21 protein-coding genes are annotated in these 18,475 nt (G+C 41.5%); 9 read left to right on the top strand and 12 right to left on the bottom strand.

Going from position 1 to position 18,475, the window contains the following annotated elements:
- Positions 1 to 9 precede the first annotated feature (9 nt).
- On the top strand, positions 10 to 504 hold the full coding sequence (parS, locus tag IRJ18_RS14250; RefSeq protein ID WP_194106990.1) for a type II RES/Xre toxin-antitoxin system antitoxin: 495 nt from the start codon (positions 10 to 12) through the stop codon (positions 502 to 504).
- 2 nt (positions 505 to 506) lie between these two features.
- Entirely contained in the window at positions 507 to 956 is a 450-nt protein-coding gene (locus tag IRJ18_RS14245) for an RES family NAD+ phosphorylase (RefSeq protein ID WP_194106989.1), read from the top strand.
- A gap of 63 nt (positions 957 to 1,019) precedes the next feature.
- Here the strand turns inward: IRJ18_RS14245 and IRJ18_RS14240 are convergent, their stop codons facing one another.
- Positions 1,020 to 2,099: a M20 family metallo-hydrolase gene (locus IRJ18_RS14240; RefSeq protein ID WP_194108243.1), complete on the bottom strand. Its 1,080-nt coding sequence runs from the start codon at positions 2,097 to 2,099 to the stop codon at positions 1,020 to 1,022.
- A 146-nt stretch (positions 2,100 to 2,245) separates the two neighbouring features.
- Between IRJ18_RS14240 and IRJ18_RS14235 the strand changes: the two genes are divergently transcribed.
- Positions 2,246 to 2,986, top strand: a complete 741-nt coding sequence (locus IRJ18_RS14235; protein WP_194106988.1) for a tetratricopeptide repeat protein — start codon at positions 2,246 to 2,248, stop codon at positions 2,984 to 2,986.
- A gap of 109 nt (positions 2,987 to 3,095) precedes the next feature.
- Here the strand turns inward: IRJ18_RS14235 and IRJ18_RS14230 are convergent, their stop codons facing one another.
- From IRJ18_RS14230 to IRJ18_RS14210, 5 genes are all read right to left on the bottom strand, one after another.
- Positions 3,096 to 3,887: an undecaprenyl-diphosphate phosphatase gene (locus IRJ18_RS14230; protein ID WP_194106987.1), complete on the bottom strand. Its 792-nt coding sequence runs from the start codon at positions 3,885 to 3,887 to the stop codon at positions 3,096 to 3,098.
- Positions 3,884 to 4,153 (bottom strand): DUF3098 domain-containing protein, encoded by a 270-nt coding sequence (locus IRJ18_RS14225; protein WP_194106986.1) that lies wholly within the window; start codon positions 4,151 to 4,153, stop codon positions 3,884 to 3,886. Before IRJ18_RS14225 ends, IRJ18_RS14230 begins: the two co-directional genes overlap by 4 nt.
- Positions 4,154 to 4,156: 3 nt before the next feature.
- A complete protein-coding gene (locus IRJ18_RS14220) occupies positions 4,157 to 5,035 on the bottom strand; it encodes a cell division protein FtsX (RefSeq protein WP_194106985.1) in 879 nt (292 codons plus the stop codon).
- A 141-nt stretch (positions 5,036 to 5,176) separates the two neighbouring features.
- Positions 5,177 to 6,187: an ABC transporter ATP-binding protein gene (locus tag IRJ18_RS14215; RefSeq protein WP_194106984.1), complete on the bottom strand. Its 1,011-nt coding sequence runs from the start codon at positions 6,185 to 6,187 to the stop codon at positions 5,177 to 5,179.
- A gap of 108 nt (positions 6,188 to 6,295) precedes the next feature.
- The gene (locus IRJ18_RS14210; protein ID WP_228072869.1) at positions 6,296 to 6,688 is read right to left on the bottom strand and encodes a hypothetical protein; all 393 of its coding nucleotides are present in this window, start codon (positions 6,686 to 6,688) and stop codon (positions 6,296 to 6,298) included.
- A gap of 152 nt (positions 6,689 to 6,840) precedes the next feature.
- Between IRJ18_RS14210 and IRJ18_RS14205 the strand changes: the two genes are divergently transcribed.
- Positions 6,841 to 7,266, top strand: coding sequence for an SRPBCC family protein (locus tag IRJ18_RS14205; protein ID WP_194106983.1), 426 nt, complete (start codon positions 6,841 to 6,843; stop codon positions 7,264 to 7,266).
- Positions 7,267 to 7,323: 57 nt separating this feature from the next.
- Here the strand turns inward: IRJ18_RS14205 and IRJ18_RS14200 are convergent, their stop codons facing one another.
- Together IRJ18_RS14200 and IRJ18_RS14195 are read right to left on the bottom strand one after the other, a co-directional pair.
- A complete protein-coding gene (locus tag IRJ18_RS14200) occupies positions 7,324 to 8,367 on the bottom strand; it encodes a DUF6807 domain-containing protein (RefSeq protein ID WP_194106982.1) in 1,044 nt (347 codons plus the stop codon).
- A gap of 4 nt (positions 8,368 to 8,371) precedes the next feature.
- Complete coding sequence (locus IRJ18_RS14195) at positions 8,372 to 9,727, bottom strand: Gfo/Idh/MocA family protein (RefSeq protein ID WP_194106981.1); 1,356 nt, start codon at positions 9,725 to 9,727, stop codon at positions 8,372 to 8,374.
- A gap of 340 nt (positions 9,728 to 10,067) precedes the next feature.
- Between IRJ18_RS14195 and IRJ18_RS14190 the strand changes: the two genes are divergently transcribed.
- The 5 genes from IRJ18_RS14190 to IRJ18_RS14170 all read left to right on the top strand — a co-directional run bounded on the left by IRJ18_RS14190 (position 10,068) and on the right by IRJ18_RS14170 (position 13,511).
- Complete coding sequence (locus tag IRJ18_RS14190) at positions 10,068 to 10,496, top strand: thioredoxin family protein (RefSeq protein WP_194106980.1); 429 nt, start codon at positions 10,068 to 10,070, stop codon at positions 10,494 to 10,496.
- Entirely contained in the window at positions 10,486 to 11,433 is a 948-nt protein-coding gene (locus IRJ18_RS14185) for an FAD:protein FMN transferase (protein ID WP_194106979.1), read from the top strand. The genes IRJ18_RS14190 and IRJ18_RS14185 overlap by 11 nt, the downstream gene beginning before the upstream one ends.
- 9 nt (positions 11,434 to 11,442) lie before the next feature.
- The gene (locus IRJ18_RS14180; RefSeq protein ID WP_194106978.1) at positions 11,443 to 11,664 is read left to right on the top strand and encodes a DUF4266 domain-containing protein; all 222 of its coding nucleotides are present in this window, start codon (positions 11,443 to 11,445) and stop codon (positions 11,662 to 11,664) included.
- Positions 11,665 to 11,679: 15 nt separating this feature from the next.
- Positions 11,680 to 12,993 (top strand): DUF3570 domain-containing protein, encoded by a 1,314-nt coding sequence (locus IRJ18_RS14175; RefSeq protein ID WP_194106977.1) that lies wholly within the window; start codon positions 11,680 to 11,682, stop codon positions 12,991 to 12,993.
- Between the two features lie 149 nt (positions 12,994 to 13,142).
- Positions 13,143 to 13,511 carry a DUF5655 domain-containing protein gene (locus tag IRJ18_RS14170; RefSeq protein ID WP_317174089.1) on the top strand — a complete coding sequence of 123 codons (369 nt, stop codon included), beginning with the start codon at positions 13,143 to 13,145 and terminating at the stop codon, positions 13,509 to 13,511.
- Positions 13,512 to 13,571: 60 nt separating this feature from the next.
- Here IRJ18_RS14170 and IRJ18_RS14165 read toward each other — a convergent pair whose 3' ends face one another.
- The 4 genes from IRJ18_RS14165 to rpsA all read right to left on the bottom strand — a co-directional run bounded on the left by IRJ18_RS14165 (position 13,572) and on the right by rpsA (position 18,324).
- Positions 13,572 to 14,681, bottom strand: coding sequence for an IPT/TIG domain-containing protein (locus IRJ18_RS14165; RefSeq protein ID WP_194106976.1), 1,110 nt, complete (start codon positions 14,679 to 14,681; stop codon positions 13,572 to 13,574).
- A 176-nt stretch (positions 14,682 to 14,857) separates the two neighbouring features.
- Positions 14,858 to 15,340: a DUF983 domain-containing protein gene (locus tag IRJ18_RS14160; RefSeq protein ID WP_194106975.1), complete on the bottom strand. Its 483-nt coding sequence runs from the start codon at positions 15,338 to 15,340 to the stop codon at positions 14,858 to 14,860.
- A gap of 1 nt (position 15,341) precedes the next feature.
- Positions 15,342 to 16,220 carry an AraC family transcriptional regulator gene (locus tag IRJ18_RS14155; protein ID WP_194106974.1) on the bottom strand — a complete coding sequence of 293 codons (879 nt, stop codon included), beginning with the start codon at positions 16,218 to 16,220 and terminating at the stop codon, positions 15,342 to 15,344.
- 154 nt (positions 16,221 to 16,374) lie between these two features.
- Complete coding sequence (gene rpsA, locus IRJ18_RS14150; RefSeq protein WP_194106973.1) at positions 16,375 to 18,324, bottom strand: 30S ribosomal protein S1; 1,950 nt, start codon at positions 18,322 to 18,324, stop codon at positions 16,375 to 16,377.
- Positions 18,325 to 18,475 lie beyond the last annotated feature (151 nt).

The following is an 18,475-nucleotide window of genomic DNA, read 5'->3' as shown; positions in this document are numbered from 1 at the left end:
TTTGGATTAATGTCTGAAAAAAGAAAACATATCGATGAAAATGTAGTTAATGAACCTATGGTAGCATATATGGCCGCAGGCATGGATAACTCATTTTATAGTTTACTAAGCGGGGTTAAACCAACTCGTTTCAGTACCGATTTTGACCTTCTAAAACTTACCCGCGAGGGGTTACCTAAAAAGGTATTAACCTCGCTGGCTAAAAAGATATCCCTAACCCTTCAGGAGCTATCCGACATTATGCATATTTCCGAACGTACCCTGCAGCGTTACGATGATAATGCCGTGGTTAAAACCGAATATGCCGAAAAGGCTATTGAACTTGCCCGTTTATATGCCCGTGGCCAGGATGTTTTTGGTTCTATGGATAAATTTAAACGCTGGATGAAAACCCCGGGGCATGTTTTCCGTGGCGAAACTCCCATTTCCCTACTGGACACTTCTGTCGGTTTTGATATGGTGCTTCGCGAATTGGGCCGTATCGAGCATGGTATTTTTGCCTAAGCATGTTACTTTACCGTATTACCCGCTGTATCTATGCTAACGATCTGTCTGGCACCGGAGCGCGCCTATATGGCGGCCGTTGGAATAATATAGGCAAGGCTATGGTTTATACGGCATCATCCCAATCATTAGCCATATTAGAGGCATTAGTACATTTGCCCACTGCTATAATCCCTGATGATTTTTGCCTTGTAACTATTGATGCACCTGAAAGTATTTTTGTAGCCGATACCCGCTTGTTTCCACCAAATTGGAATGCTTACCCCGAACCAGAAATACTAAAACGTACCGGTGATTTTTTCCTTAAGCAAAACCAGCAATTATTAATGAAAGTGCCATCGGCTATTGTAAAAGAAGAGTTCAATTACCTAATCAATCCACAACACCCAGGAATATCGAAAGTGAAAGTTGTTAAAAGCGAGCCTTTTACTTTTGATGAAAGGCTTTTTTAAGTCAAAAGTCTTAGGTTTAAAGTCAAAACTTATATAGTTGGCGCTTGATTTAAAACTTCAGGCTTAAGACTTCGAACTTAAGACTAATTCTCCAATCATCTTCACGTACAACTCAATCCCTTCTTTAATTTCATCTATATATACAAATTCATCGGCCATGTGCGAGCGTGCCGAATCGCCGGGGCCTACTTTCAATGATGGGATATCCAATAATGATTGGTCGGAGGTAGTTGGAGAGCCGTATGTGGTTCGCCCCAGTTTAATGCCTGCCTGAACAATAGGGTGGTTTTTATCAATGCTTGATGGCTTCAAACGAACAGATCTGGGCTTAACATCACAGTTAACATGCTGATGGATAATTTCCAACACTTCCTCGTTACGATAAGCATCTGTTACTCTTACATCAACCGTAAACACGCAACTGGCCGGCACTACATTATGCTGCGAACCGGCATTGATAATAGTGACCGACATTTTTATGGGCCCAAACACTTCAGACTCACGGGGGAATTTAAAGGTACGGAACCATTCAATATCGGACATGGCCTTATAAATCGCATTTTCGCCTTCCTCGCGGGCGGCATGGCCGGCTTTGCCGTGTGCGGTGCAATCCAGCACCATTAAACCGCGTTCGGCAATGGCTAATTGCATTTGGGTGGGTTCGCCAACTATACCAAAATCCAGGGTGCCAAGCTCTGGGATGATCAGTTCAAGTCCGTTTACGCCTGAAATTTCTTCCTCGGCAGTGGCGGTTAGGCACAAATTGTATTGCAGCTCATCCTGATCATAAAAATATAGAAAAGTTGATATTAGTGATACCAAACAGCCACCGGCATCATTGCTACCCAGGCCAAATAGTTTACCATTTTCAATCGCCGCATCATACGGATCGCGGGTATAACCAGAATTAGGTTTCACCGTATCGTGATGCGAGTTAAGCAGTATTGTTGGTTTAGTTGGGTCGAAATGTTTATTCCATGCCCAGATATTATTAAGCTTACGATGCGTTTTAACCCCCTGCTGCTGTAAAAATTTTTCTATCACATCGGCCGTTTTATCCTCTTCTCTACTAAACGAAGGCAGGTGAATCAGTTGTTGTAATAGCCCAATGGCTTGCTGGTGTAAATGGTTAATGTCCGTCATCATATAAATGGTAAACAAAAATAGGTTTTTTTATGAAGAGGGGATGAAGTGTTTTTAAATGCAGACAACCACCAACAGCCTATTGATAAAATGCAGAATATTTTTATTTTTGATTGAAATATCAACAGTTCAAAACCCTCGCAATTATGTTTTTCCATGGTAATTTCCCCTATTACTTTACTGTTGCCTTGCAGGTGCTTTGTGTAATACATTGTTTAAGGCGGGGAAAGCAGAACTGGATATGGCTAATTATATTTTTACCACTGGTGGGATGCGTGGTATATCTTATTATGGAGATAATCCCATCAAGCCGGGTAAGGGCGCCAAGGGTTGATGTAGGTGCAATAATTAACCCGGGCGGGAAAATAAAAAAACTGGAAGAAAACCTGCGATTTACCGACACTTTTAACAACCGCATAATATTGGCAGATGCCTATCTTGAAACCGGCCAAACCGATAAGGCTATTGAGTTGTATGAAAACAGCCTAACCGGGGCGTTTTCTGAAAATGAGCACGTGCTGACGCAACTGATTATTGCATATTACAAACAGGAACGTTATGCTGATGCAATAAAGATGGCTGGCAAAATATACCACAACCCTCAGTTTTTACGCTCACAAGCACATTTATTTTATGCCATGTCGTTAGAAAGCGTGGGCGAACAGGACAAAGCCGAGGCTGAATTTAAAGCTATGCAGGGGCGCTATTCATACTACGAGCAGCGCTACCAATACGGTATGTTTCTTTTACGAAATAACCGCGACGAAGACGCCGGGAAGGTTTTTGCTACCATGTTAGAAGAAGAACCTCATTTAAGTTCAATGGAGCGCAAAAGCGCTCGTGCCTGGTGCGCTAAGGCAAAGGCGGAGTTAAAAGCTATAGCCTGATCTATACTTACCAATGTCATGCCGAATTTATTTGGGGCATCCATGAGCAGAGTGACTAAACAATAAAGGCTTTCATTTGAAAGCCTTTATTGTAAATATGTATGTTGAACTATGCAACTAAATGCCCGGTATAATACATGGCTATAATGGCTATACCTACAATAATGCGGTAAAAGCCGAATAACCTGAAACCTTTCTTCTCAAGAAAGGTAATAAATGTACGGATAGCCAGCATGGCCACTATAAATGCCACCACGTTGCCTACTACCAGGAATTTTACCTGGTCGCCGGTGAACATGTGTTCGTGGTTTTTGTGAAAATCATAAAGCTCTTTTACAGTCGCACCAAACATAGTCGGTACCGCTAAAAAGAATGAGAATTCGGCGGCAGCGGTGCGGGTTAATTTTTGGCTCATACCACCAACAATAGTAGCTGCCGAACGGGATACACCCGGCACCACAGCTAAACACTGAAAGAAACCAATTTTTAAAGCTGTTAAATAGGTGATGTTTTTTTCCTCTTTAACTACAGGTTTATTAAACCACCTATCAACAAAAAGTAAAATGATACCACCTATTAATAACGAGAAAGCTACTACAAGCGGGCTTTCCAGTAAAATATCTATCTTCTTTTTAAAAAGCACGCCTACTACAACTGCGGGCAGCACGCCTACCACTAACTTGAAGTAAAAATCGATAGAACGGAAGAAGCGTTTGAAGTAAAGTACCACTACGGACAGGATAGCGCCTAGTTGTATCACCACCTCGAATAGCTTTACAAATTCGTCTTTACCAATGCCCATTATGGCGCTGGCTAAAACCATGTGCCCGGTTGATGATACCGGCAAAAACTCGGTCAACCCCTCAATAATAGCGAGGATAATGACATGAAACATACTCATGCTTTATCTTCGGCTTTGGTTGAGGGTTTTTTTAACAGCGCGTAAAAGCCAAGACCGAAGCCTGCTAATACAACTATTGGTGCAATTACAATTTTAGCGGTACTATAAATATCGGTAGTACCCGTCATGATCACAAAACCGATGGCTACTATTAGTACACTGATGCCTAAAATAGTATAGTTGCTTTTATCGTACAGGAAGTTTACATGTTCGTTATCGGTAGTGGTTTTTGCAGCCGTTGCAGGCCTGGTATATTTTTGTGCCATAATTTATCTGTATAAACTCATTGTTTTTGATCGTAAGAATTTGCTAACCGCCAGGTAAGTGCTTAAACCGGATATAAAAATGCCCAGGCCTATCACCACTAAAAATACAAGGCCAAACTCTGCATAGTTTTGTAGTACTACAAGTTCGGGCAGGGTTTTGTTGGCTAAGTATAAAGTCCCCATTAAAATAATAATGGCTATAAGCGCGCCCAGCAGGCCATGCCATATACCATATAATAAGAAGGGTTTGCGGATGAACGACCGTGTAGCTCCCACTAATTGCATTGATTTGATAAGGAACCTTTGCGAATAAATAGCCAGTCTGATGGTATTGTTAATCAACCCAACTGATACTACTACAAATATACCGGCAAAAACAAGTATAACCAGGGTAATTGAAGCCAGGTTCTCGTTCATTTTATCAACCAGCGACTGTTGGTATTTTACTTCTTTAACTAATGGATTTTTCAGCAATTCATTTTTAAAGTGGGTAATGTCTTTGTTGTTAGCATACTCCGCTTTCAGATAAACATCTACCGATTGCGATAGGGGGTTATAGCCTAAAAACTGCACAAAGTCGGTACCCAGATCTTTTTGGAGGTTGCGTGCGGCCAGTTCTTTACTAACATACAAGGCCTGCTTTACCATTGGGTTACCTTCCAGCTGATGTTGTAACTGTTGTACATCGGCTTCGCGTGCGCTTTCGTCAACAAAAATATTGACCACGATATTTTCTTTAACGTATTTAGACAGGTTATTGGCGTGCACCAGTATTAACCCTAACAAGCCTACCATTAGTAAAACCATAGCGATACCAAACACAGTTGATATGTAGATGGTCTTGGTTTTTTTAGCTGAATCGCTTTCTTCAAATTCTTCCATAAATAACTATTGGATTGCGAAATTAAGAAACCCTGTCTAAAGGTAAAACTTTATGTGTGATTATTATAAATTGATATATGGATTATGGGAAAGTTTAACAAAAATTAACCATTGAATGTGCAGATATGTGTAATCGCACATTTACCTCGTAAATTTCCCAAACTCATGATACCGGCGTACACTGATACTTACCTTATCACTAACTTTGTATTTACCCTTGGCCATGTTCAATACTCGGATCTGTACTTTTTGGCATTCAACTATTAGTTCCTCATAAATACCTTTGAACAATACTTTATTCACTACCCAGCTATTGGTAAGGCCCTTGCTTACTTTAATATCTTCGGCATATATAACTACATTGCCCCGGCGCGATGTGATACCGCAAACTTTAGCCTGTGCTGCTGTAAGCTGGGTACTGCTGGCAAGTATTAATGCCGTATAAAGTAATTTGGGTTCGCTGTATAATTCTTCAGCGCTGCCGCTTTCTACTATTTCACCTTCCTTAATTACGATCAGCTGATCGGCCATACTCAGTAATTCAGCCGGGTCGTGCGATACCAGGATAGCAGTAACGCCTTGTTTGGTTACAATATTTCGGATATCCTGTTGCAGGCCTTCGCGATAACGGGCATCTACCTGGTTAAAAGGTTCATCGAGCAATAAAACCTCTGGTAAGCTTATCAATGCTTTAGCAATAGTAACCCGCTGCTTTTCACCGCCGCTAAGTTTGTTGAAAACCTGGTCATGCAGGTGTTGTATACTCCAGGTGTTTAAGGCCTCCGTAATTTTCTTGGTTTCATAATGCAGGTCGCTTTCCGATAGTCCCGCCTTTACATTTTCCCAAACGGTGGCGTTCAAGTCCATTTCATAATGGTCCTGAGTTAGGAATTTAATGGAACGGTGTACTTCCTGGCGTGCATTTTCGCGGTCGGGTAATAATTCCTGATGAAAAAATACATCACCCGAATCTGGTACCATTTTACCGGCCAGCAGGTTAAGTAAAGTAGTTTTACCGCTGCCGCTTTCGCCTACAATACCCGTAATTTTTCCGCGCGGAATAAACAGGGTTATGTTATTAACACCGGAAGATTTATTGCCGAAAAAATTTTTAGTAATGGCTATCGTTTCCAGTATCAATTCATCTTTCATGCGGGTGTTTATGGCTATGCTTTCGCAAGCCTAAACTATAAAAGATTATTGTGGTATAAAAGCCATTTATTAAAAAGGCATTAATGCTGATTATTTCAAAAAACTGACCTATTCTTTCTCGTCAATCTCTTTTTTAAGCACTTCAACTTCCTGTTTTTCTACCTGTATCCCTTGTCTTATCAGCCCAAAAAGGCTCATGTACACATTAGCAATCCAAACCAAAGCAAAACCAGCAACCAGGTAACCGCGCCAATCATCCAGCAATAATTTATAGTTGGTAAGGAACAGGAATACTATTGTAACATAATGGCTGAAACAGTATTCGCAGGTGAACAGGTAAAAGAATTTGCGTGCGACTATAGTTTTGCTTTTATGACAGCGCTTAATGCAAAATTCGCGCGGTTCGCGAAAAACCTCTTCGTGGGTAACTGTCCAGGCTATACACGCTACCGGAACGGCTAACAAAAATAACCAGGCTATCTGTGTGGATACAGGCATCATGCCAATACAACACGCTAACAATCAAATTGATTGACTGATATTATATTATTTGGTGGAATTACACCCCGCAATTGTCGCATTTGCCCATGCTGCTTTTTAAATGTCGACCGTACCTTTACATTGTAATTATCACTAATTTAAAACAACATATTATGGAAACTGCAAATACAACCGCTATTACTGTAGCAGCTACTGTTAACGCACCAATAGCCAAAGTTTGGGATTACTGGAACAGCCCTGAACATATTACCAAATGGTGCCAGGCATCGCCCGATTGGCATGCGCCATTCGCTGAAAACGACCCGCGCACAGGCGGTAAATTTAAAACCACTATGGCCGCTAAAGATGGCAGCTTTAGCTTTGATTTTGGTGGAACCTATAGTGAAGTGACAGACCATCAGTTGATAGCTTACAGTATGGACGATGGCCGCCAGGTAAAAGTAGTTTTTGAAGATAAGGGTGACAGTACTAAAGTAACTGAAACTTTCGACCCGGAAAGCCAAAACCCCATTGAAATGCAGCGCGGGGGCTGGCAGGCTATTTTAGACAGCTTTAAAAAATATACGGAGGAAAATTAACCGGGCTTACGTAAAGACGCTGTCTGTTGATTACGGGTAGCGTCTTCTTTAATAGGCTTATTTTTTGCCAAACACGGCAGCCATTGTGTTCAATTGTGAAGCACTAATTGTACTGCTGCCATTTGTTATTACAATCCTGTATTTAAATGTAACAGATTCGCCTTTCTTTAAAGTAAGGTTTTTGGCTGATTTACCATTGGTAAATATCTTTTCTCCTAATGGATTAGCGGCAAACAGACCGTAACCGCGCGCATGCCAAAAGGTAGGATAGTTAGGGTTTTGTGGATGATCTATAATAGCAATACTTACTGAATCGGCACTCATTTTTCCGAACACTTTACACCATACGCCGCGGGTGCTCCAGACATCGTCGCCGGTTTTGCCGGCGCTGGTTAAATAATTACCATTAGGGATATTATCTGTGCCGCCTTTCACTATGGTTACATTGCCTTTGTCATCAGTAAACTTCTGGTCTTGTTTGGTCGGTATCTGCAATTCATGCGCTAAGCGTAAGCCAAGCAAACCATCCTTTGCATCGTTAAAAACAGCATCTTTATCGGCCTTTAATGTAGTAGTGCGGTCTATAATACGTTGATTGGCATCGCCGCTAAATTCAAAGCGGGTAGTTTCTTCCAGTATTACGTCCTTTGCCTGGTTTGTCCAGTTGGCATGGTAGGCCAATACACCAACGTTGCCATTTTTAGTTTCCAGCACTTTATCCGTACGCACCCAACCGTACTGACTTTTTTTAGCTGCCGGGATGGCGTAACTGTTATTCCAAAAATCCAGCCCGTTCAGGTTCTCAAAATTGAACCATAGCCCAATATGATGCGGGTGATCGGTGGGGTCGCCCACCCTGGCATCAAGCGGGAAACTGCGGGTAACTATGGTGCCATTAGCCGCATGCAGGGGAAATAACACAGGTTTCTCCAGGGTATCAGGATACAGGAAACTGGTAAACAGTTTACCGCCTATTAATACATCTATACTTTTATTTTTTTTTGATTTTATGATAAGCACCGGCTGCGCTGTTTGCGCTATAGCAATTGCAGAGAACGCGGTTGCAATTATTGCTAACCCTGCTTTTTTAATGTTGTTCATATCCTTAATATTTAAACACTTTACCATTGGCCATTACTTCCTGTGTCTTTTCATCAAATGTGGCTTTGTATCCGGTGTGCACAGCGGCGTTAGTCATGATATTGGCTATAGAGTGGCTGTAACCTGCCTCAACCGGAGCATTGGGTTGCTTGCGGCTGCGTACACATTCCATCCAGTTGCGCACATGGTTAGATGTCAGGGCATCGCCGCCGGTATTAGCCGATACTACTACCGCTTCGGTGTTTTTCAAGCTGATCTCCGGCAACAGATTGGCCTTCATGCCCATAGCTGCCGCCATCTTCTCGGTCAGGCCGCCTTTAGGCGATATTTTATTGGTGATCAGGTTTAGCTCGCCACCATTGCTGTAATATATCTCGGCCGGGTGTTCATCGCCATTATGCATACGTGAGCCGAACGTTACCTGGAAGCCGGTAGACATATCATCCAGCGGGCCGTAATCAAAGGCCGCTAAAATAGTATCCCAGTTTTTACGGCCATCTTTCCATTGGTATATACCACCATTGGCTACCACACTGCGTGGATGTTTTAACCCTGTAAACCAGTGTACGGTATCAATTTGGTGGCTCATCCACTGGCCCGGTAATCCCGATGAATAAGGCCAAAATAAACGGTATTCCAGGTATTTACGGGGATCAAACGGCTCGTAGGGGCGGTTCATAATAAAACGCTTCCAATCTGTATCAGCTTCTTTTAGCACGCCCAACAGTTCGGGCCTGCGCCAGCGCCCCGGCTGGTTTACGTTCCAGGTTAATTCTACCATGGTTATCGGCCCAAACTTGCCCGATTTTATAAACTCATTGGCGGCATGATAGTTGGCCCCGCTACGGCGTTGCGACCCAATCTGCACAATTTTACCCGTTTCTTTCACAGCTTTCAAGGCAGCACGGTTATCTTCCATGGTTTCGGCAAACGGTTTTTCTACATACGCATCGCAACCGGCTTTTACCGCCTCTATGCAATGGCGGGCATGCTGAAAATCGGCTGTGCTGATAAACACTGCGTCAACCATTTTGCTATCATAAAGCTCTTCATTATTACGGAAGGCTTTCACATCGTTTTGCATCTTCTCTTTCCAAATAGCCGCGCCTTCTTCCCGGCGGCGCTTCCAGATGTCGGACACTCCAACTACTTCAAAGTTCAACTCTTTATAATGGTTCATAAAACTGGGGATGTGCGAACTGCGGTGCCTGTCGGAAAAGCCGACTACCCCTACCCGCACCCTGTCATTAGCCCCAATAATACGGTTATAGCTTTTAGCGCTCCAACTGGTTTTGGTGAGCAATACACCGGCTCCGGCCAATGTGGCCTGCCTGATAAAAGTGCGGCGAGATTTTTCCATGCTGTTTTAAAAGTATTTTGGTTTATGAATATGTAGTCACTGCCGGCCCCAAGCCGTCAATTTGACATTTTTTATTTGTTTTAAATAGGTACCTGGTTTATATGCCGGCCTGTACATGACCGTGGTTAACCAAATATGCTGAAAATTATTTAAATTGAAATTATATTTTCAAGGGACAATTTGTTTATCGATTCATTATTCCCGTTCATCTATACTTAGCATGTTTAAACATGGATTTACTGTATATTTAATGTAAGTTTTTTGATATGTGAGGCGATCATTCAAATAGTTATACACTAAATTAAATCAGTATGCGTTTTAATGTTTTAATACCCCTGAAATGAAACTATTGATATTACTATCCTTTTTGTCTTTGTTTACTACTTTGCCGTGGTTAGGAAACTTTAATGAAGCTACTTCTGAAGCTACAAAAGAAAACAAATATATTCTTATCAATTTCTCCGGTTCCGATTGGTGCGGCCCTTGCATCAGGCTTCGAAAAGAGATACTGGAAACTTCAACTTTTGAAGTCTACGCAAAAGACCACCTGGTTTTAGTACGTGCCGATTTCCCCCGTCAGAAAAAGAACCAACTGGATAAAGCACAGGTAAAGCAAAACGAGGCTTTAGCCGATAAATACAATCCGCAAGGAAAATTCCCATATACGTTATTGGTTGATAAAACCGGCAAAGTGATAAAAGCCTGGGATGGGTTTCCAAATGAATCTCCTGAAAAGTTTGTTACTGAAATAGCTGAGTATGCCCGCTAACGTATTAAACAAAACGGCTGTTTACAAACGTGCTATGCGTTTAATGGGTAACCGCTTTGAAATAAGCGTAGTTGCCGATGATGCTGGTTGGGCTAACGCCCGGATTGATGATGCCGTAGGTGAAATTCAGCGTATTGAGAAATTACTGACCACCTTTAGCGAGGATAGCCAAACCAATGCAATAAACCGCAATGCGGGTTTACAGCCTGTAAAAGTTGACCGTGAAGTGTTTGATCTGATAGCCCGATCTATTAAAATATCGTCAATTACACAAGGCGCATTTGACATCACCTACGGTTCTATTGGTAAGAGTTTATGGAATTTTGATATGGGCATGACAGCCTTGCCCGATGCCGCGACGGCGCGCAACGCCGTACGGCTTATCAATTTCCGTAATGTAGTTTTAGATGCTGAAAATTGTACAGTTTACCTGCGTGAAAAAGGAATGCGCATTGGTTTTGGTGGAATAGGTAAAGGGTATGCGGCCGACCGCGCCAGGATGATATTAAAACAAGCAGGCGTTGAAAGCGGCGTGGTTAATGCTTCGGGCGACCTAACAGCCTGGGGGTTGCAGCCAAACGAGCAAAAGTGGACTATTGGTATTGCCAATCCCGATAGAGAAGGAGAGGCCTTATCGTATATGTCTATCTCAGATTTGTCTGTAGCAACATCGGGTAATTATGAGAAGTTTGTAGTGATAGACGGTAAAAAATATTCGCACACTATTGATCCCTGCACCGGATTACCTGTTAGCGGGATAAAAAGTGTGACGATAATTACCACCAATGCCGAAATTGCCGATGCCATGGCTACGCCGGTCACCATTATGGGTGTGCGTGCCGGGCTGGATATGATCAATCAGTTGAAGGACATTGAAGCCGTGATCATTGACGACTATAATAACGTATATACATCAGATAACATCCATCTTAAATAAACCCCTATTATGATAAAGCCATTGATGAAACTATTAGCCTGCCTGGCGTTTATGGCATCGCTTACATCGTGCGTGCATTTAAAGGAATATCAAAAAAACCGCATTAACGATGCGGAAATGGCGCTGTCAAATCGCAAAGCTGAAAGAAATGAACTCAATTTCCAATCGTACCTTGAAGCATCGTCAGGCGCTAATGCCGGTAAAACCGGTGGTGGTTGTGGTTGTAATTAACATTGGAGCAGAATTATGAAAAAAGTATATTTATCTGCACTGGGTTTTGCATTTCTATGCCGCGTTAACGCCTATGCCCAGCTAAAAAGCAGCGTTAATGTTACCAAGCCGACATTTACAGTTAGCGCGCCAGCTAAAGCCGACACTACCAATTACGAAAGCAGGCAATTAAAAATTGATGAAATAAATTTAGTCTCCAGTTATTACGACCAAACTGGCGAACACTCGGCTATAACCGGCGGTATCGGTACCCAAAAGGTATCTGATATTTCTAACGGTTTGAATATAAACCTGGTTTGGTGGGGCAACACTAACAAGAATACCTTAAATGTAGGTATGGGGTTAGATCATCATACCTCGGCATCATCGGCCTATGTCACCACAACAGGTCAGGGTAAACAGGATGGTAGCCGCGTTTATCCATCGTTAGACTGGACTACCGAAAACCAGGCCAAAGGCACAAGCTTTGGATTGGGTAGTTACTATTCGGGCGAGTATAATTATAAGTCATTTGGTGCGGATATGCACTTTTCATTAAAAACTAAAGACCGCACGGGTGAGTTTAGTGCTAAATTCCAGGCTTATTTGGATAAGGTAGTAATGATCTATCCATCTGAGTTGGTAACAGCTTTAAGCCCGCCGGCACCTGCAGGCTCTACCTATATTACTACGGCCAGCGGTAACCGCGTATTATCTGTAAATGGCAAACGTAGTTCAGAATCAAGCCTTGCAACCAGTCCGCGTAATACTTATACCGCTTCTTTCGCGTGGAACCAGATCATTAATTCAAGGTTACAAGTTTCATTATTGGGTGATGTGGTTCAGCAGACCGGCTTTTTAAGCTTGCCTTACCACCGCGTGTACTTTAATAATGGCAAGGATACTATTGAAAGGCTGCCATCATCGCGCTTTAAACTTCCCTTAGGTTTCAGGCTAAATTATTTTGCCGGTGATAATATCATTTTGCGCACCTACTATCGTTACTATACCGATAGCTGGGATACCCGTTCAAATACCGCTAATATCGAGATTGCATATAAGGTATCACCATTCTTTTCGATATCCCCTTTTTACCGGTATTATACTCAAACTGCTGCTAAGTATTTTGCACCTTATAAAGCTACCCCGCCAACAGCAACTTATTTCTCCAGCAATTATGAGTTAGCCGCGTTTAACAGTAACTTTTTTGGCGCTGGTATCAGGTTAGCTCCTCCCAAAGGTGTGGGTGGCTGGCAGCATCTGCATGATATTGAATTGCGTTATGGGCATTATACCCAAACTACAAATTTGGCCTCGGATGTAATTTCCGTGGCACTTGGGTTTAAATAACATAAGGCAAACAAAAAGCCGTTCTATAATAAATATAGGACGGCTTTTTTATTGTAGGTAAAGTGCAAGCCAATTAATTCCCATAAATTCGTAAAACGCGAATAAGTACATCGCTTAATAACGAAATTGTAAATTACATTAAGTAAGTAGTGATACCCGGAGAAGAAAAACAATTAGCTGAATTTTTAGCAGGCAAAAGTGAGCAAACATTGATGCTGTTCAATTATTTTATTACCCATTTTAACAATCTCGGCGATATTATTGTAGAACCGACAAAAACCATGATAGGCATATCTAACAGCAATAAGCGCATTGCCTGGATTACGCAATTGGGTAAAAATTTTGTGCATGTGGTGTTTCCGTTTAAACAAGAATATCCTGATAACCTGTGCTTTCAAAAGATAGCACAAGTTCCTGATCAAAATCAATTTAATCACCATTTCAGGATGTACTTTCCGGATGATATAAACGAGGAGGTACTAAGCTATATGGCCATGGCTTATGCTGAAGAAAAATAAAAACGTCTCCCGGTATAAGGGAGACGTCTTTGTTTTATAGTATGAGTAGCTATAGCTGTATTAAAGCGTTACCGTGAATAAGGTACTAATACCTGGGGTAACAGTCGCAACTTTGCCACGTATCTTCACAACAACTTGCCCTGTAGTTACGCCTTGAGGTACCGTTACTGTCATTCTATCAACCGACGAGGTAAGTACTACGGCGGCTGTGCCATTTATGGTAACTACATCATCTGTTAAAACAGTGCTGAAGTTATTACCTATAATAGTCATTACCGCACCCGCCTTACCGCTTAACGGGGTAACACCACTAATAATTGGTGACGCAACATAAGTAAATATCGGGCCTGTAGTAGTTTCGCTGTTTTTTACTTTAACACTTACAGCACCAGTAGAACCGGTTGAAGGTACAGTAACCACCAGTTTGGTAGCTGTGGCCGATTTTACTGTTGCCGCAACACCGTTGAATTTAACAATGTTATCTGTTAAAGTAGTACTGAAATTTGTTCCCGCAATAACAACTGAGTCGCCTGCAGCGCCAAAGTTTGAGGCAATATTATCAATTGTTGGTCTTGCAGCTACCGGGGTAGGGTCGGTAATTTCAGTTTTGGGTTTGGTAACAGCTTTGTAGTTGTAAATAATAAAGCTGCCGGTTGATGTAAATGTACGGCCGGTTGCATCGGTAAAGGTAAGGTTCCATTTAACCGTAACCTTGGTATTATCGGTTGTAACAGTTACTGTGCCTGAAATTGCATAATAAGTATTGCCGCCCGTTTTATATGATACGTAAACCTGTGTGACAGTAGTAGTGGCGCCTGCCCCCTGTACTTTAAGATTGGCATTGCCCGGATTTGACGAAGTGCCGAGTTTTGGTGTAATGGTATTATCGGCAACACTAATGTCGGGTATATAAAAGGTAAGCGAACTTGCGCCTGCATCGGCAACTGCGGTAGTTTGCAGGGCGCTAACGTTATCGCCGGCGGTGCTGAAAAACGTGGATGAAATTGCTGCCTGGCTTATATCCAGTGTTTTGCCATCAATTGTACCTGTTAACGTAGACGTTGGAGTGACAGGATTAATAACATCGTTGTTTTTACATGAACTTGCTGCGGTTAAAAATAATAGCAGCAGCCCAAATACCTTTAAAGTTTTAGAGTTTAAGCTTGTCATAATTTTTTAGGGTTAATGGTTATATCAAAATTGCAAATAATATCCTATAAAATAATATTATTTGTATACGGCCTTGTATTATAAAAGGTTTAAATATAATGATAATAACTTGATATACAGAATTATGTTGTTATTGCCAATTATAACCATAATATAGCAGGCTATATTTATATTTATTAATCCACCCTAAAATCATCTGGTGCTACTTTAGCTTTTTTAACCCGGCGGGGATCAAAATGAATACCGGGCGTTAGCCAGTATAACAATATAACGCGTGAGTAACGGAAAGTGAATGGCGAAAAAAGCACGGCGGGAAGCAGTGTGGCCACTACATACCACCATGGGTTTTCGCTCCCGGTTAATATATAGGTAGCTACCGCAAAACTAACCATAATAGCCACATTAATGGCATAGCTAACAAACATGGCCACATAAAAAAAGCCTGGCTCAATTTCAAAATGAAAATTACAATGAGGGCAATCTTCGTTCATTTTTTGCCCAAATACATTAAAAGGACTGCTTCCAAACATATTACCTGTGCGACATTTTGGGCATTTGCCATGTAACGCAGCTTTAAATGCTGAAGGGATATAGGCAGCACTTTCGGGTTTAAGGCTGGTTGTATTTAAGTTAGTGGTTGCTAATATTATGGTTTTCATATTATTCTTGTTTTAAACTCTTTCTAAATTCTTCAGGGGCAAGGCCTTCCTGTTTTTTAAAAAATTTGGTAAAATAGGAGTTGTCCTGAAAATTAAGCTGCCTTGCAATTTCGGTGATACTGAGCTTGAAATTGATCAGTAAGCGTTTGGCTTCCAGTGTCACCCTTCTGCGGATAACTTCTCCCGCTGAAATGCCTAACACATCGTTACAAAGCGCGTTTAAATGGTTGGGCGTTATATAAAGCATGGCAGCATATTCATGTGGCATCCTTAATTTGGTGAAGTTTTTATCAATCAATTGCTGGAAGTTTTTTAGCAGCGTATAGTTATAGGATAAAAGTTCGGTCATCGGCTTTTCGTTTTGCAAGCGGCTAATGGTAATAAATAACTCCAGCATTAGCACGCGTACCATATCGGCCCCCATACGCCCGGGACTTTCACTTTCTGCGATAAGCTGTTCAAATAAATTGCCTACCCTGTTTTGGGCATTCTCAGGTATATCGATGACCTGGTCTGTACTTATGCCATCGAAAAACGCAAACTGGGACAGGTAATCCGCATGGTGTAAGAATGAATTAAAGAAAGATACCGAGAAATTGATCACATACCCATCAACTGGTCCTTTAAAGTTCCAGCTATGCACCTGGCCGGGTACCATAAAGTAAATCTGATACGGGTTTACAGGAAAGCTTTGAAAATCGATAACGTGACTGCCTGCCCCAGTAGTGAATAGTACTAAATGATAAAAATCGTGCTTATGCGGCAGCAATAAATTTTTATGGACAGCTAAATAAGGTGCGAAGCGGCTGATCATGATATCGTCTTTTGTAAAATTAGATATCGATGAAATATCGTAAACCGGAAACTTCGCTTTATTCATAGTGTAAATATACCACCAATCTACCAGCAATTACGGGTAGGTTTTTTATCTTTTGTGGTACTATTTACTTATTTATTAAAATTGTAATTTGATCCAACAAAAAAAGGCCTCCCGATTTATCGGGAGGCCTTATATAAAGGATTTAAATTAATGACTATTTAGACTCTTCAGTCTTGGTTTTTTTAGCCTTGTTTTCAGCACCTTCCATTTGTTCTTTCAGCTGTGCTAACACGCTTAAGTCACCCAAGGTCGATTTTTCAACCGATTCTTTAACTTTTTTCACCGCGCTTGTAGTTGCTTTCGCTTCTTTTTTACGGTTTTCAAAGTCGGTAACCCTTGCTTCAGTACGTTGGTCTTCCCAAATACGTGAGTGTGAAATAACAATGCGTTTGTTCTCTTTGTTAAACTCAATGATCTTGAATTCAGCAGTTTCCTCAGCTTTCAAAGCTTTGCCGTCCTCTTTAACCAGGTGTTTGGTTGGTGCGAAGCCTTCAACACCGTATGGAAGGGCAACAATGGCGCCTTTATCGGTTACTTTCAACACAGTACCTTCGTGAACTGAATCTACACCAAAGATGGTTTCGAAAGTATCCCAAGGGTTTTCTTCCAGTTGTTTGTGGCCTAAGCTAAGCTTGCGGTTTTCAACATCCAGTTCTAAAACAATCACGTCTAATTTTTCACCAACTTTAGTAAATTCGTTAGGGTGATTTACTTTTTTAGACCATGAAAGGTCGCTGATGTGGATCAAACCGTCAATGCCGTCTTCCAGTTCAACAAACACACCAAAGTTGGTCATGTTTTTAACTGTAGCAACGTGCTGGGTGCCAACTGCATAGCGTGCAGCAGCATTTTGCCATGGATCAGGGGTTAATTGTTTAATACCCAAGCTCATTTTGCGTTCGTCGCGGTCAAGTGTTAACACTTGTGCTTCAATCTCGTCGCCCACTTTCAGGAATTCCTGAGGGTTACGTAAGTTTTGAGACCATGACATTTCTGATACGTGGATCAGGCCTTCAACACCCGGGATGATTTCAAGGAATGCGCCATAATCTGCAACGGTAACAATTTTACCTTTTACTTTGCTGCCGATAGTCAATTCAGGATCAAGCGACTGCCAAGGGTGTGGGGTAAGTTGTTTTAAACCAAGGGCAATACGTTTTTTCTCGTCATCAAAGTCAAGTACCACAACGTTGATCTTCTGATCCAACGCCAATACTTCACGCGGATGCTCGATACGGCCCCATGATATATCTGTAATGTGCAGTAAACCATCAACACCACCAAGGTCAATAAATACACCAAAGTCGGTAATGTTTTTAACGGTACCTTCCAATACCTGGCCTTTTTCAAGTTTGGCCACAATTTCAGTTTTTTGGTTTTCCAAATCGTCTTCGATAAGCACTTTGTGCGATACCACAACGTTTTTAAACTCGTGGTTAATCTTAACAACTTTGAATTCCATTGTTTTACCAACGTACACATCGTAATCGCGGATAGGTTTGATATCGATCTGTGAACCTGGTAAAAAGGCTTCAACGCCCATTATATCAACGATCAAGCCACCTTTAGTACGGCTCTTAACAAAGCCTGTGATGATCTCGTCGTTATCAAGAGCCGAATTAATGCGCTCCCATGATTTTTGTGTTTTAGCACGCTTGCGTGAAAGTACTAACTGACCGTTAGCATCTTCCTGTGATTCAACAAAAACATCCACTTTATCACCGATCTTCAGATCTGGCGTATCGCGGAATTCAGATAATGATACCATACCATCAGATTTGAAACCGATGTTTAATACCACGTCTTTGTTGTTGATGTTTACAACAATACCTTCAATAATTTCACCCTGGTTAATAGAGTTGAAGGTAACATCGTACATTGCTTCTAACTTTTCACGGTCAGCAGCGCTGTAATTGCCAAACTTTTTGTCGTCAGCGTCCCAGTCAAAATCCTGGTTTGAAGTGGTGATCGTAGCTTTGATCTCGTCAATCGAAAGTGAATCAGCTTCTGATTCGATCTTTTCTTCAGGTGCAGTAGCTGTAACTGTATCCAGTTCAGCCTCTTTTGCTTTTAATTCGTTTTCTACTTCTTGTTTTTTTGCCATTAATTAATTTATCTCCTTTTCCCAACCTAATTGGGACTGCAAAGGTAAGAATATATTTTTGGCTAATAAAAACTTTTTTAATGTTAAATATTGATTTTTAAGGGGTTTTATCAGATATCTTCCATTTTTAGGGAGTAGTTTACGGCGGTTT

This window comes from Mucilaginibacter boryungensis (assembly GCF_015221995.1).
GTDB lineage: Bacteria > Bacteroidota > Bacteroidia > Sphingobacteriales > Sphingobacteriaceae > Mucilaginibacter > Mucilaginibacter boryungensis.
This window is presented reverse-complemented; position numbering and strand designations above follow the sequence as displayed.